General features: G+C 72.4%; 12 protein-coding genes. 9 read left to right on the top strand and 3 right to left on the bottom strand.

The features are described from left to right. Nucleotides 1-8: 8 nt before the first annotated feature. From ACLJPY_RS02165 to ACLJPY_RS02145, 5 genes are read left to right on the top strand one after another with little or no spacing between them, the layout of a single operon-like run. Nucleotides 9-317 (top strand): hypothetical protein, encoded by a 309-nt coding sequence (locus ACLJPY_RS02165; RefSeq protein WP_020638014.1) that lies wholly within the window; start codon nucleotides 9-11, stop codon nucleotides 315-317. Then, on the top strand, nucleotides 307-762 hold the full coding sequence (locus tag ACLJPY_RS02160) for a PTS sugar transporter subunit IIA (RefSeq protein ID WP_410586263.1): 456 nt from the start codon (nucleotides 307-309) through the stop codon (nucleotides 760-762). The genes ACLJPY_RS02165 and ACLJPY_RS02160 overlap by 11 nt, the downstream gene beginning before the upstream one ends. After that, nucleotides 759-1,817 (top strand): zinc-dependent dehydrogenase, encoded by a 1,059-nt coding sequence (locus tag ACLJPY_RS02155; protein ID WP_410586262.1) that lies wholly within the window; start codon nucleotides 759-761, stop codon nucleotides 1,815-1,817. The genes ACLJPY_RS02160 and ACLJPY_RS02155 overlap by 4 nt, the downstream gene beginning before the upstream one ends. Before the next feature lie 33 nt (nucleotides 1,818-1,850). Beyond that, nucleotides 1,851-3,518, top strand: a complete 1,668-nt coding sequence (gene ptsP, locus ACLJPY_RS02150; protein WP_410586261.1) for a phosphoenolpyruvate--protein phosphotransferase — start codon at nucleotides 1,851-1,853, stop codon at nucleotides 3,516-3,518. 57 nt (nucleotides 3,519-3,575) lie between these two features. Further along, nucleotides 3,576-3,860: an HPr family phosphocarrier protein gene (locus ACLJPY_RS02145; protein WP_410586260.1), complete on the top strand. Its 285-nt coding sequence runs from the start codon at nucleotides 3,576-3,578 to the stop codon at nucleotides 3,858-3,860. 350 nt (nucleotides 3,861-4,210) lie between these two features. On the opposite strand, the gene ACLJPY_RS02140 is transcribed toward ACLJPY_RS02145, so the two are convergent. Next, a complete protein-coding gene (locus ACLJPY_RS02140; protein ID WP_410586259.1) occupies nucleotides 4,211-4,972 on the bottom strand; it encodes a DeoR/GlpR family DNA-binding transcription regulator in 762 nt (253 codons plus the stop codon). An 894-nt stretch (nucleotides 4,973-5,866) separates the two neighbouring features. Between ACLJPY_RS02140 and ACLJPY_RS02135 the strand changes: the two genes are divergently transcribed. Next, nucleotides 5,867-6,466 carry a LuxR C-terminal-related transcriptional regulator gene (locus tag ACLJPY_RS02135; RefSeq protein WP_410586258.1) on the top strand — a complete coding sequence of 200 codons (600 nt, stop codon included), beginning with the start codon at nucleotides 5,867-5,869 and terminating at the stop codon, nucleotides 6,464-6,466. 143 nt (nucleotides 6,467-6,609) lie between these two features. Here ACLJPY_RS02135 and ACLJPY_RS02130 read toward each other — a convergent pair whose 3' ends face one another. Together ACLJPY_RS02130 and ACLJPY_RS02125 are read right to left on the bottom strand one after the other, a co-directional pair. Continuing rightward, the gene (locus tag ACLJPY_RS02130) at nucleotides 6,610-6,822 is read right to left on the bottom strand and encodes a DUF5988 family protein (RefSeq protein WP_410586257.1); all 213 of its coding nucleotides are present in this window, start codon (nucleotides 6,820-6,822) and stop codon (nucleotides 6,610-6,612) included. A gap of 50 nt (nucleotides 6,823-6,872) precedes the next feature. Continuing rightward, nucleotides 6,873-7,652: a thioesterase II family protein gene (locus ACLJPY_RS02125; protein ID WP_410586256.1), complete on the bottom strand. Its 780-nt coding sequence runs from the start codon at nucleotides 7,650-7,652 to the stop codon at nucleotides 6,873-6,875. Nucleotides 7,653-7,828: 176 nt separating this feature from the next. Between ACLJPY_RS02125 and ACLJPY_RS02120 the strand changes: the two genes are divergently transcribed. The 3 genes from ACLJPY_RS02120 to ACLJPY_RS02110 all read left to right on the top strand — a co-directional run bounded on the left by ACLJPY_RS02120 (nucleotide 7,829) and on the right by ACLJPY_RS02110 (nucleotide 13,134). Next, nucleotides 7,829-10,804 (top strand): amino acid adenylation domain-containing protein, encoded by a 2,976-nt coding sequence (locus tag ACLJPY_RS02120; RefSeq protein ID WP_410586255.1) that lies wholly within the window; start codon nucleotides 7,829-7,831, stop codon nucleotides 10,802-10,804. A gap of 25 nt (nucleotides 10,805-10,829) precedes the next feature. Next, a complete protein-coding gene (locus ACLJPY_RS02115; protein WP_410586254.1) occupies nucleotides 10,830-11,990 on the top strand; it encodes a hypothetical protein in 1,161 nt (386 codons plus the stop codon). 109 nt (nucleotides 11,991-12,099) lie between these two features. Continuing rightward, complete coding sequence (locus ACLJPY_RS02110; RefSeq protein ID WP_410586253.1) at nucleotides 12,100-13,134, top strand: GDP-mannose 4,6-dehydratase; 1,035 nt, start codon at nucleotides 12,100-12,102, stop codon at nucleotides 13,132-13,134. Nucleotides 13,135-13,190 lie beyond the last annotated feature (56 nt).

Below are 13,190 nucleotides of genomic sequence, written 5' to 3'. Positions count from 1 at the left end.
GTGCGGTTGTGAGCAGCATCGAAGGCAAGGAAGTCAAGAAGGTCATCATCGCCTGCGACGCCGGCATGGGCAGCAGCGTGATGGTCGCGTCCCAGCTCGCCAAGCGGCTGAAGCCCTACTCGGTCAAGGTCGAGCACACGCCGGTCAACGACATCCCGGGTGACGCGCAGGTCGTGCTGTGCCAGAGCACCCTGGTCAAGCGGGCCCGCAAGGCCAACGCCTCGGCGGTGATCCTCGGGTTCCAAAGCTTCCTGGGCGACCCGGTGTTCGACCAGGTCGAGACGGCGATCCGGGACGGCGGTTCCCTTGCCGACTGACGCTCCCATCCTCGGCGCCGAGTCCGTCCTGGTCGGCTGCACCGCCACCGACCAGGCCGACGCGATCACCCAGGTCGGCCGCAAGCTGCTGGAACTGGGCGCGGTCGAGCCGGGCTACCTCGACGCGATGCACGAGCGCGAACGCTCGGTGTCGACGTACATCGGCGAAAACGTCGCCATCCCGCACGGCACCGACGAGTCCCGCCGGTTCGTGAAGCGGACCAGGCTCGCGGTCCTCCAGTTCCCCGGCGGGGTCGACTGGGACGGCAACGACGTGCGGCTGTGCGTCGGCATCGCCGCCAAGGGATCGGAGCAGGTCGGCATCCTGTCCTCGCTGGCCCGGATCCTGATGGACGGCGAGCAGGCGCGGCAGCTGCGGGAGGCGCCGGACGCCGAGACGATCTTGCGACTGTTGAACCAGATGGACGAGGAGTTCTCCGAATGAAGGTGGCACGTTTCTACGCGCCAGGCGATCTGCGGGTCGAAGAGGCCGACGAGCCGAACCCGGGCCCGGACGAGATCAAGATCCGGGTACACAACACCTCCACGTGCGGCACGGACCTGAAGATCTTCAAGCACGGGCACCACCACATCGACCCGCCGCGGGTGATCGGCCACGAGATCGCCGGCGAGGTCGTCGAGACCGGCGCGAACGTCTCCGGCTGGAGCTCCGGCGACCGCGTCCAGGTGATCGCGGCGATCCCGTGCGGCGAGTGCAAGCAGTGCCGCAAGGGCCTGCAGCAGGTCTGCCCCAACCAGCTGTCGATGGGCTACCACTTCGACGGCGGGTTCGCCGAGTACATGATCGTGCCGAAGCAGGTGCTCAAGGTCGACGGCGTCAACCGGATCCCCGACGACGTCAGCTACGCCGAGGCCTCGGTCGCCGAACCGCTGGCGTGCGTCCTCAACGGGCAGAACTTCGCGCAGGTCGGCGAGGGCGACGTCGTCGTGGTCGTCGGCGCCGGCCCGATCGGCTGCCTGCACGTGCGGCTCGCCCGCGCCAAGGGCGCGGCCGCGGTGTACCTGGTCGAGCTGAACCGCGGCCGGCTGGACATGGCGGCGGAGCTGGTCAAGCCGGACGCCGCGATCTGCGGCGCCGAGGTCGACCCGGTGGCGAAGATCCTGGAGCTCACCGGGGGCGACGGCGCCGACGTGGTCATCACGGCGGCGGCGGCGGGCAAGGCCCAGGAGGACGCGCTCAAGATGACCGCGCGCCGGGGCCGGATCAGCTTCTTCGGCGGCCTGCCGAAGGACAACCCGATCATCGCGTGCGATTCGAACCTCGTGCACTACCGCGAGCTGACCATCTACGGCGCCAACGGGTCGAGCCCCGAGCACAACCGCCAGGCGCTGGAGCTGATTTCCTCGGGCCGGGTCCCGGTCGCCGATCTGATCACCCACCACCTGCCGCTGTCGGAGGTGCGTCGCGCGATCGACATCGTCAGCAGCGGCGAGGCCATCAAGGTGACCATCGAGCCGGGCGCGTCCGACGCCGCGTGAGCGGGGCGGGCGACGACGAGGAGGCGACCAGAGTTGGTTGACGAACTGCGCGGCAACCCGGCGAGCCCGGGTGCGGCCGCCGGCCCGGTGGTGCGGCTGACCCCGCCCCCGGTGCTCCCGGAGCACTGGGACGCCCCGGCGGCCCCGGAAGCCGAACTGGCGGCCGCCACCGAAGCGCTCGACGCGGCGGTGGCGGACCTGGAGAAGCGCGCGGCTTCGGTCAGCGGCGAGTCGAAGTCCATCATGGACACCCAGATCATGATGGCCAAGGACGCCTCGCTGACGGCGGGCATCCGCGCCTCGGTGGACAACGGGCGGCCGGCGGCGTGGGCGATCTCCGACGCCTTCGGCAAGCACGTCGCCGCGCTGGAGAGCATCGGCGGCTACATCGGCGAGCGGGCGGCCGACCTGATCGACATCCGGGACCGGGCGATCGCCGCCGCGCTGGGCCTGGAGCCGCCCGGCATCCCCGACGTCGACGGGGTGTTCGTCCTGGTGGGCCAGGACATCGCCCCGGCCGACACGGTCCTGCTCGACCCGGCGAAGGTGCTCGGCATCGTCACCGAGAAGGGCGGCCCGACGAGCCACACGGCGATCGTCGCCCGGGCGCTCGGGATCCCGGCGGTGGTCGGCTGTGCCGGCGCCGCGGGCCTCGAGGCCGGGCAGCGGGTCGCGGTCGACGGCGGGCGGGGCACGGTGGTCGTGGACCCGACGGACGAGCACGTCCGCCAGGTCCGGGCGGAAGCCGATGCGCTGAAGGAGAAACTGGCCCGGCACAGCGGTCCCGGTGCCACCGCCGACGGCCACCCGGTCAAGCTCCTGCTCAACGTCGGCAGCGTCGGCGGGGCCGCGGCCGAAGCCGCCGCCGACGCCGAAGGGGTCGGGCTCTTCCGCACCGAGTTCCTGTTCCTGGACCGCACGGAGGCCCCGGCGGTCGAGGAGCAGCGCGCGGCGTACGGCGAGGTGCTGCGCGGGTTCTCCGGCCGCCCGGTGGTCATCCGGACGCTGGACGCGGGGGCCGACAAGTACATCCCGTTCGCCAACACCGAGGACGAACCCAACCCCGCCCTCGGCGTGCGCGGCTACCGCGTCGGCGTCCGCCACCCGGAGCTGCTCGGTGCGCAGCTGCGGGCGATCAGCCTCGCGGCCGCCGACCACGACGCGGACGTGCGGGTGATGGCCCCGATGATCGCCACGCCGTCGGAGGCCGCGGCCTTCCGCGACCTGGCCCGCGAGCACGGCATCGGCCAGGCCGGCGTCATGATCGAGGTGCCGGCCGCGGCGATCCGGGCGGCGGAGGTCCTGGCGGAGGTGGACTTCGTCAGCATCGGCACCAACGACCTCTCGCAGTACACCTACGCCGCGGACCGGATGCTGGGCGAGCTGGGGGAGCTGCTGGACCCCTGGCAGCCGGCGCTGCTGGCGCTCGTCGCGAACGTCGCGGCGGCGGCCAAGGACGCGGGCAAGCCCGCCGGCATCTGCGGCGAGGCGGCCAGCGACCCGGGGCTGGCCCCGGTGTTCGCCGGCCTCGGCATCACCAGCCTGTCGATGTCGGTGTCCGCGGTCCCCGCGGTCCGCGCCGCGTTGACCGACTACACGCTCGAGCAGTGCGAAATCCTCGCCCGCGAGGTGCTCTCCGCGCCCGACGCGCCGAAGGCCCGCCAGGTCGCGGCCGAGTTCGCCGCCAAGCCGGGCCGTTGAGCGGGCGTCGGGTCCGTCGCCGCGCAACGCGCTTCCAAACCAGATGGGAACACGGGTATGCCCAGTGAAAAAGTGGTGATCGGTTCGGCCGTCGGGCTGCACGCGCGGCCGGCCAAGCTCCTCGTCGAGGCGGCGGCCAGGCAGCCGGTGCCGGTGAAGATCGGCCGCAGCGAGGAGCAGCTGGTGGACGCGGCCAGCATCCTCGGCGTGATGGCTCTCGGCGTCCGCGGTGGCGAAGAGGTGCTGGTCACGGCCGAGGGCGAAGGCGCGGCGGAAGCCGTGGCGGAGATCGCCGAGCTGCTGGCGCGCGACCTCGACTCGGCCGGGCAACCGGCCGGCTGATGCCCGGCGGCCCGGCCGGCGACCCCCAGGCCGGCCGGGCCACCAGGCGCTCGCGGTGTCCACTCCGGACCCCGGGCGCGCGCCGGCGGCCCAGAGACTTCCGGTGAGCCGTTCTGGTCACTGTCCGGACGGCTCACCGGAAACCCACGCGGGTACTTCGCCGCGGCTTCGCCCACCCCGGGCGGAGCCGCGGCGTTCGTCATGCCCGGACTTCGGTGGGTGCGTTCGGGCACCGCCGCCGGTCGATCGGGCAGCAGTGCCGGGCTCGGGTGGCGCGCGGCGATGATCGATCTACGCTCGGAACAGGTGGAACGGTCCGCGGTGCGGCGACGGGCCGGGTGGTGCCGCGCTCAGGCGATGACCAGGCGCGGACCGGCGCCGGCCAGGTCCCGGGCCACGTGCTTGTCGATCCCGTCGTCGGTGATGAACGTGTCCACGTCGGACAGGTCGGCGAAGCGCGCGAAGTGGTCGTTGCCGACCTTCGTGTGGTCGGCGAGCAGGACGGTGCGGCGGGCGCAGCTGATGGAGGCCCGTTTGACCATGGCCTCGGCGTTGTCGGGGGTGGTGAGCCCGCGCTCGAGGGACAGTCCGTTGGTGGCCATGAAGGCGACCTCGACGAAGGTGTCCCGCAGGGCCTGCAGGGCCCAGGAATCGACGACGGCGAGGGTGCGGCCGCGCAGCCGCCCGCCCACCAGCATCAGGGTGATGTGCGGGCGGGTGGACAGCGTCATCGCGATGGTCACGGAGTTGGTGACGACGGTCAGTTCCCGGTCCGCGGGGAGGTGCTCGGCGAGGCGGGCGGTGGTGCTGCCGGCGTCGAGCAGGATGGCGCCTTCTTCGGGGATTTCGGCGATGGCGGCCTTGGCGATCCGGTCCTTTTCGGTGGCCATGAGCGTGTTGCGGGTGGCGAGGGCGGGTTCGAAGCCGAGGCGCTCGACGGGGATCGCGCCGCCGTGGACGCGGCGCAGGAGGCCGTGCCGTTCGAGTACGGTGAGGTCGCGGCGCACGGTTTCGGTGGTGACCGAGAATTCGGCGGCCAGCTCGGCCACGTCGACGCGGCCGTTGGTCCGCGCCCGGTCCAGGAACACGCGCTGCCGTTCTTCTGCGTACATCGTCATCGCCTTTGGTGGTGCGGACTCCGTGTGTCGGCGCGGTGGGGCCGAATCGGTCTGTTGCCCAGCGTAACGGTTCGCGAGAACAAAGCCAACGCGCTGTGTTGGTTTGATGCCGGTTTCTGTGACTTCTGGCCCTTCCATGCGGGTTCGTGGTCACTTTACTGGGGAAAACGTTGACATCGTCGGTAAATCGCGGTCGTAGTCACACGAAGCCTTGCCAAAGCCATACGAACCCAAGTAGCGTCCAAAACAAGCGATCAACGAGGCGAAACGTCGAGAAGATCGTCGTCACGTGCGACGCCGGGCCGGCACCAACGCGGTCCGGCCGCCACGGGAGTGAGGTGCCCGGTACCGGTGGAGGCTCGCCGATCGGTGACGCCGATCCGGCGTCGTGCCGGCCGGTCCCGTCGTTCCGGACGCCCCGGTGTGGTCGCCACGCGAGCTTCGAACGCGATCGAGGAAGGAGCCGATCTTGCCTGCCCGGAACAGAACAGAGCTCACCGCGGACGCAATACAGCTCCTCCGGGAGATCGCCGTCGCCGGCGCGAGTGGTTCCGGCCCGCCGGCCGGCCGCGACGGCGGCGCCGAGGCCGCGGGCTCGAGCCGCTGGCCGCGCTGACGGCTGTTCGGGCGGCGGTCCGCCGCGCGGCGGGCATGCGTTGACACGAAACAGGACTTCTGCGGCGCTGCCCGCAGGAAGACGGTCTCACTGAGAGCGAGCCGGGCGCGGTGGCCGGGGAAACCGCTGCCGCGAGCCAGGTTGAGGGCGGTCCCACGTCGGGTACCGCCGGAAAGTCGGTGATGGTGATGATGGAAAGTGCGACTGCGGTACCAGGTTCCGGTCTCGCCGCGAAGCCGAACCCGTCCGATGGTGCCGACACCAAGACCTGCATGGCCAGCCTGCTGCCGGACCTGACCGTGGTGGCGGCCAACGACGAGTTCTTCGAGCAGTTCGGCCGGAGCTCCGCCGACGTCTGCGGACGCGGGCTCTACGAGCTGCTGCACCCGGGCACCCAGGCCGTGCTGGACCGGCACTTCGCCGGTCTGGTGAAACACGGCCACAACCGCTTCGCCGAGCGCGTGCTCGGCATGTACGGGCCCGACAACCTGTTCTCCGGTGAGCTGACCGCGGTGGCGGTGCGCGGCGAGACCGACGAGCTGTCGTCGATCGTCGTGCTGGTCTGCCCGGACGGCGTGATCGCCGAGGAGGCCGAAGTCCCCGAGCAGGGCCGCCGCCGGTCGCGCGCCCGCAAGGCGCTGCTGACCGAGCTCGACGGGCGGATCCTGGAAGGGGTGGCCGCCGGCGCGTCCACCGTGCAGCTGGCCAGCCGCCTGTACCTGAGCCGCCAGGGCGTGGAGTACCACGTCGGCTCGATGCTGCGGAAGCTGCGGGTGTCGAACCGGCCGGCCCTGGTTTCCCGGGCGTATTCGATGGGCCTGCTCGCCGCCGACTGCTGGCCGCCCCGGGTCGTCCCCGGCGTGGTGACCTGACGGACCTCCGGAAGACAAGTGCCGTGGTGGTACCCCTCGCGAGGGGTACCACCACGGCACTTTTCCGTGCACGGGCGGCACGCGTGGGCTCCGGTGAACCGCGGGTGAGCCGGTGCTGGGGGACACCGGCTCACCCGCGGTTTTCACTCGGCGACGCGGGTGCTCCCGCACCAGCGGAAGACGGCCGCCTCGGCCCCGTCCACCACCGAGAACTCGCCGTCGTGGCTGAAGTGCTCGTAGCCCGCTCCGTGCGGGATCTTCAGCTTCTCCTCGAGCCCGGTGGTCACCTCGCGGGTCCGATCGTTCGCGGGCAGGCCGGCGGGCCCGCCGATCAACGTCACTTTCCTGGCCGGCACAGCGGATACCTCCTCGTTGCGGTGGGGACGGTCACCGGGCCCGGCGTGGGTCAGGCCCGGACGGCGGGGGTGGCGGCGACGCGGGCCAGCTCGGCCCGCAGCCGCGCCAGCACGTCCGCGGAGTGCTCCACCAGGAAGAAGTGGCCGCCGCGGTAGACGTGCATCGCGAAGGCGCCGGTCGTGTGCTGCTGCCACGTCCGGGCCTCTTCGGCCGTCACCTTGGGGTCGGTGTCGCCGATGAAGACGGTGATCGGGCAGGGCACCAGCCGATCCGGCGGGCAGCTGTAGGTTTCGATGGCGGTGAAGTCGCCCCGGATGGCGGGCAGCGCCATCCGGCGGATCTCTTCGTCGTCCAGCAGGGCCGTGTCGGTGCCGCCGAGCTCCTGGACCTCGGCGATGATGCCGTCGTCGCCGAGCCGGTGCACGAACTCTTCGCGGACGGTCGCCGGGCCGCGGCGACCGGACGCGACCAGCGACGCCGGTGCGTCGCCACCCCCGGCCGCCAGGCGGTGCGCCACCTCGAAAGCGAGGATCGCGCCCATGCTGTGTCCGAAGTAGACGGTCGGCTTCGGCGGCAGCCCGCTCAGCACGGCGGTCAGCCGCGCGGCGTACTCCTCGACCGAGGAGATGACCGGCTCCCGGCGCCGGTCCTGCCGCCCCGGGTACTGCAGCGAGATCACGTCCGCGGCGGGCGCCAGTGCGCGGGCCACCGGCTGGAAGAAGCTCGCCGCGCCACCCGCGTGCGGGAAGCAGACCAGCCGGGCCGGCGCGTCCGGCGCGCCGTCGAAGCGGCGGATCCAGAGTGCGGCTTCGGTATCTGAGATGTCCACTTCGGAAGCGTAGGTCGCGGCCGGGGCGAGAAATCCCTAGACAGCGGCGGTCCGGCCCCGGCGCGCGGCTGCTTCGGGGACTTTTCCTAGACCTGCGCCGATTTGTTGTGACCGGCCGTTCGCGGGATGCAGACTCCGATCCGGAGTAGTCGACTGAAGCGGGACGGAGCACGGCGATGACCGATCGTCTACCGGAAGACGCCGCCTTCACGCGGCAGGTGTGCCCGATCGAGCAGTGGTTCCTCGGCTTCCCGGCGAAGATGTCGCCGGTCACGAACTTCTGCGTCGAGGGCACCGGCCGGCTGGACGTCGAGAGCCTGCGCCGCGCGGTGGCCGTCGCTTCCGAAGCCTGCCCGGGCGCCCGGCTCGTCCGCCGCGGCCGCCGCTGGGTCGACGGAGGTGTCGCCCCGGCCGTCAAGGTGGTCTCCGGCGTCGCGGACCCGTGCGCCGCGCCCGAACTGCGTTCGCCGCTGCCCGGCCGCTCGGGCGCGAACTGCGAGGTGCTGCTGCTCGACGGTCCCGAGCCGACCGTGGTGCTGCGGGCCAGCCACGTGGTGATGGACGGGCGCGGGCTGATCCTCTGGGCGCGGGACGTGTTCCGCGCGCTGCGCGGCGAGGAACCGGCCGGTGCGCGCTCCACCGAAACCGTGCTGGACCTCGACAACCCGTTCTACCGCCAGGCCGGCGAAGCCGAGACGCCCTCCAAGGTGCCGTCCCTGCTCGGGATCCCGCCGCGCGCGGACATCCGGCGGCAGGTGTGGCGGCGGCGGACGGTCGACGGGAACTTCCCGGCGCTGAGCGCCCGGCTGGCCGCCGCGGTGACGGCGTTCTCCGGCCGTTCCACCGCGCCGATCCGCTTTCCCCTCGACCTGCGCCCGTTCCACCCGGAACTGCGGTCCACCGGCAACCTGTCGCTGGTGCTGTCCCTGGACGTGGCGGCCGGTGACTCGTGGGAAGAGATCTACCGGCGGCTGCTGGCCGCGCTGAGCGAGCGGGACGGCCGGGTGTCCGCCCCGGATCCCAGCATCCTCAAGGCGCCCGTCCCGCTGCTGCGGTACTTCATCCGGCGGGCCGAGCGCTCGGCCCGCCGGGAGGACCGGTTCAGCGCCACGGCGAACGTGAACAACCTCGGCCGGGTGCCGGCGGAGTGGTTCCACACCGGCACGTTCGAGGCCGCCGGCGCGTACATGGTGTCGCCGCTGGAGCCGGCCACGCCGGTTTCCGTCGTGGCGACCGAGGGCGACGGCCGCACCGATCTCACGGTGGCCTGGTGGGACGGCCCCGGCATGTCCGACCGGGTGGACGCCCTGCTCGACACCGTCGGCGAGGCGCTCGCCCCGGCCGCCCACCGCGGGCAGGGCCGGTTGACGTCCGCGGCGCTGCCGGACCCGGGCCCGGGCATCGTGGACCGGTTCGTGGACCAGGTCCGCCGCCGTCCGGACGCCATCGCGGTGCGCGGGTCGGACGGCGAAGTCACCTACGCCGAGCTGGACCGGCGGATGCGCGGTGTCGCGAAGTCCCTGCGCGAGCTGGGCGTCGGCCGCGACGACGTGGTCGGGCTGCTCGCGGACAAGACCGTGGACGCCGTCGCCGGCGCGTGGGGCACCCTGATGGCCGGCGCCGCGTACCTGCCCATGGACCCCAAGCACCCGGACGCGCGCATCCGGACCCTCCTGGCCGACGCGAAGGCCGTGGCCTGCCTGGCCACCCGCCCGCACGACCGGCGCGACCACCGCCCGGACGGCTGCGCCGGGCTCGTCCTCGACGACCTGCCGCGCGACGCCGACCTGGAGCCGGCCACCCCGGCGCCCGGCGACCTCGCCTACGTCGTCTACACCTCGGGGTCGACCGGCCGGCCCAAGGGCGTCGAAATCGAACACCGGAGCATCGCGGCGTACGCGACCTGCGCGACGAAGGCGCACGGCATCGGCCCGGACACCCGGCTGCCGCTGCTCTGCTCGCTGTCCTTCGACCTCGCCCAGCTGTCCCTGATCCTGCCGCTGACCGTGGGCGGCACGCTGCAGCTGCTGCGCGACGAGATCAGCCACCTCGGCCTGCAGGAGGTCCTCGACGCCGGGGCCACGACGCTGTCCCTCACGCCGTCGCACCTCGACCTCATCACCCGTCTGGACCTGCGGCCGGGCTCGGTGCGGACGCTGCTGGTCATCGGCGAGCAGTTCACCCGCGGGGTGGCCCTGCGCGCCCGGGAGGTGTTCGGGCCGGACTGCCTGATCACCAACATGTACGGACCGGCCGAGGCCACCATCGGCGTCGGGTACCACGACTTCGACGCCGGCCGCGACGAGGGCGCGGCCGTGCCGATCGGCGTGCCGTACGACGGCGTCACCTACCACGTGCTCGACGCCGGCCGCGGCTACGTCGCCCCCGGCGAGCCCGGTGAGCTGTACATCGGCGGTAGCCAGCTCGCCCGGGGCTACCGGGGCCGTCCCGACCTGACGCGCGAGCGGTTCGTCCGGCTCGCCGACAGCAGCCGGGTCTACCGCACGGGTGACATCGTGCGCCGGCTGCCCGGCGGCGGCCTGGAGTTTTGCGGGCGGATCGACGACCAGCTGAAGGTGCTCGGCCACCGCATCGAGCCCGCCGAGATCGCGCGGACCATGGAAGCGCACCCGGCCGTCTCCGGCGCCGTAGTAGTCGCGCGCACGCGGCCGGGCCACCGCGACAAGACGTTGTGCGGGTACGTCACCGCCGAGGCCGGGCCCGTCGACATCGGCGCGCTGACCGGCTACCTGGCCGAACGGCTGCCGGGCTACATGGTGCCGGCGACGATCGTGCCGGTCGCCGAGTTCCCGCGTTCGATGAACGGCAAGATCGCGGCCGCGTTGCTGCCGGACCCGTTCGGGGACGCGGAGCCGGTGGCCGGCGGGGCGCTCGAAGGCATGGAGGACACGGTGGCGCGGATCTGGTCGCAGGTGCTGGGTGTCGAGGTCGACCGCTTGGACGGCGCCAGCGACTTCCACCGGCTCGGCGGCGACTCGCTGTCGCTGATCACCATGGTCGCGCAGGTCGCCCGGCACGCCAAGGGCCCGGACGGGGAGCGCGCGTTCGTCAACCGGCTGCCCGAGATCATCCGCCGGACGACCGTCGAGCACGTGGCCGAACTGGCCGTGCAGGCCGGGGCGGGGCACTGAAATGGGCACCGAAATGGGCACTGAAATGAGCGAAGGCACCGGTTTCACGCGCCGGATCGATCCGATCGAGTGGTGGTTCCTCGGCTTCCCTCGCCAGGTGTCGGCGGCGCTGAACCTGTGCGTCGAGGGCACCGGGCACGTCGACCTCGGGCAGCTGCGCCGTGCGGTGGCGATCGCGTCCCGCGCCTGTCCGGGTGCCCGGCTCGTCCGCCGCGGCCGCACGTGGGCCGACAGTGGCGTCACGCCCGCGGTGACGGTGGCGCACGGAGTTCCGGCCGACGCACCCGAGCTGCGCACGCCGCTGCCCGGGCGAGCGGGCCGCACGTGCGAGGTGGTGCTCTTCCCGGGACCGCAGCCGACGGTGGTGTTCCGGGCCGGGCACGCCGTGATGGACGCGCGCGGGCTGCTGTGGTGGGCCCGTGACGTGTTCCGGGTCCTGCGCGGCGAAGAACCGGCCGGTGCCCCGTCGGCCGCCACCATCGAAGACCTCGACGATCCGCTCCACCGGCAGGCGGGCGAAGCCGGGTCGGACGCCGAAATGCCTGCCCTGCTCGGCATTCCGCCCGGGGCGGACCTGCGGCGGCAGCTCTGGCGGCGGCGCACGATCGAGGGCACCGTCCCGGCGCTCGAGGCGCGGCTGGCCGCGGCGCTGGTGGAGCTGTCCGGGCACGCGGTCGCCCCGGTCGGCTTCGTGGTCGACGTGCGCCCCGGTCACCCGGGGATCCGGTCGACGGGCAACCTCTCGCTGGCCGTCTCGCTGGACCTGCGGGCCGGTGACGCCTGGCCGGACGTGGACCGGCAGCTGGCCGCCGCGCTCGCGGACCGGACCTGCCGGGTCGACGCGCCGGGCGCGGAGATCCTCAAGGCACCCCTGCCGCTGGTGCGGCACATCGTCCGGCGGGTCGACCGCGGCGCGCGCCGCGACGATCGGCACAGCCTGCTGGCGGAGGTGTACCACCTGGGGCCGGTGCGGCCCGGGTGGTTCCACACGGACGGCTTCACCGCGGCGGCCGGGTACGTGCTGTGCCCGATGGAGCCCGGCGCCGCGTTGTCCGTCGTCGCCACCGAAGGCGACGGCCGGACCGACCTGACGCTGTCCTGGTGGGACGGTCCCGGGATGGCCGAGCGGGTGGACGCCCTGCTCGACCGGCTCGGCGCGGCCCTGGTGCCGCAGGAAACCGGCTGAGGCGCCCCGCCATGCGAAAACCGTTGACCGCCAGAGCCGATCGAAGGATCGGCGGACCACTGCCCGGAAACTCCCAGTCCGGCTCGTCGCGAAGAAAGGGGTGCGGCGCATGACCAAGCGCGCACTGATCACCGGGATAACCGGGCAGGATGGCTCCTACCTGGCCGAACACCTGCTCGAGCAGGGATACCAGGTGTGGGGGCTCATCCGGGGCCAGGCGAACCCCCGGAAGTCGAGGGTGAGCCGCCTGCTGGGCGATGTGACCTTCGTGGACGGTGACCTGATGGACCAGGCCAGCCTGGTCTCCGCGGTCGACGCGGCGCAGCCGCACGAGGTGTACAACCTCGGGGCGATTTCGTTCGTGCCGATGTCCTGGCAGCAGTCGGAACTCGTCACCGAGGTCAACGGCATGGGCGTGCTGCGCATGCTGGAGGCCATCCGGGTGGTCAGCGGGCTGAGCGGTTCCCGCACCCCGACCGTGGACAACCAGATCCGGTTCTACCAGGCCTCCTCCTCGGAGATGTTCGGCAAGGTGGCCGAGACCCCGCAGCGCGAGACGACCACGTTCCACCCGCGCAGCCCGTACGGGGTCGCCAAGGCCTACGGGCACTTCATCACCCGCAACTACCGGGAGTCCTTCGGGATGTACGGGGTCTCGGGGATGCTGTTCAACCACGAATCGCCCCGGCGCGGCGCGGAGTTCGTGACCCGCAAGATCACCCTGGCGGTGGCGCAGATCAAACTCGGCCTGCAGGACAAGCTCCACCTCGGCAACCTGGACGCGGTGCGCGACTGGGGTTACGCCGGTGACTACGTGCGCGCCATGCACCTGATGCTGCAGCAGCCTGCCGCCGGCGACTACGTGGTGGGCACCGGGAAGATGCACTCGGTCCGGGACGCGGTGCGGATCGCCTTCGAGTGCGTCGGCCTGGATTGGCGCGACCACGTCGTGATCGACCCGGCGCTGGTGCGCCCGGCGGAGGTGGAGACGCTGTGCGCGGACAACACCCGCGCCCGCACCGAACTCGGCTGGGAGCCCGAAGTGGACTTCACCCAGCTGATGCAGATGATGGTGGAGTCGGACCTGCGGCAGGCCGAGCGCGAGCGGGACTTCGGCGACCTCCTGGTGTCGGCGGGCTGGTAGCGCCGCCGCCGCGTTTTCCGTTGAAGAGCACGAACCCCGCGGGGTTCGTGCTCTTC

It is taken from the genome of Amycolatopsis sp. lyj-23 (assembly GCF_046549135.1).
GTDB lineage: Bacteria > Actinomycetota > Actinomycetes > Mycobacteriales > Pseudonocardiaceae > Amycolatopsis.
This window is presented reverse-complemented; position numbering and strand designations above follow the sequence as displayed.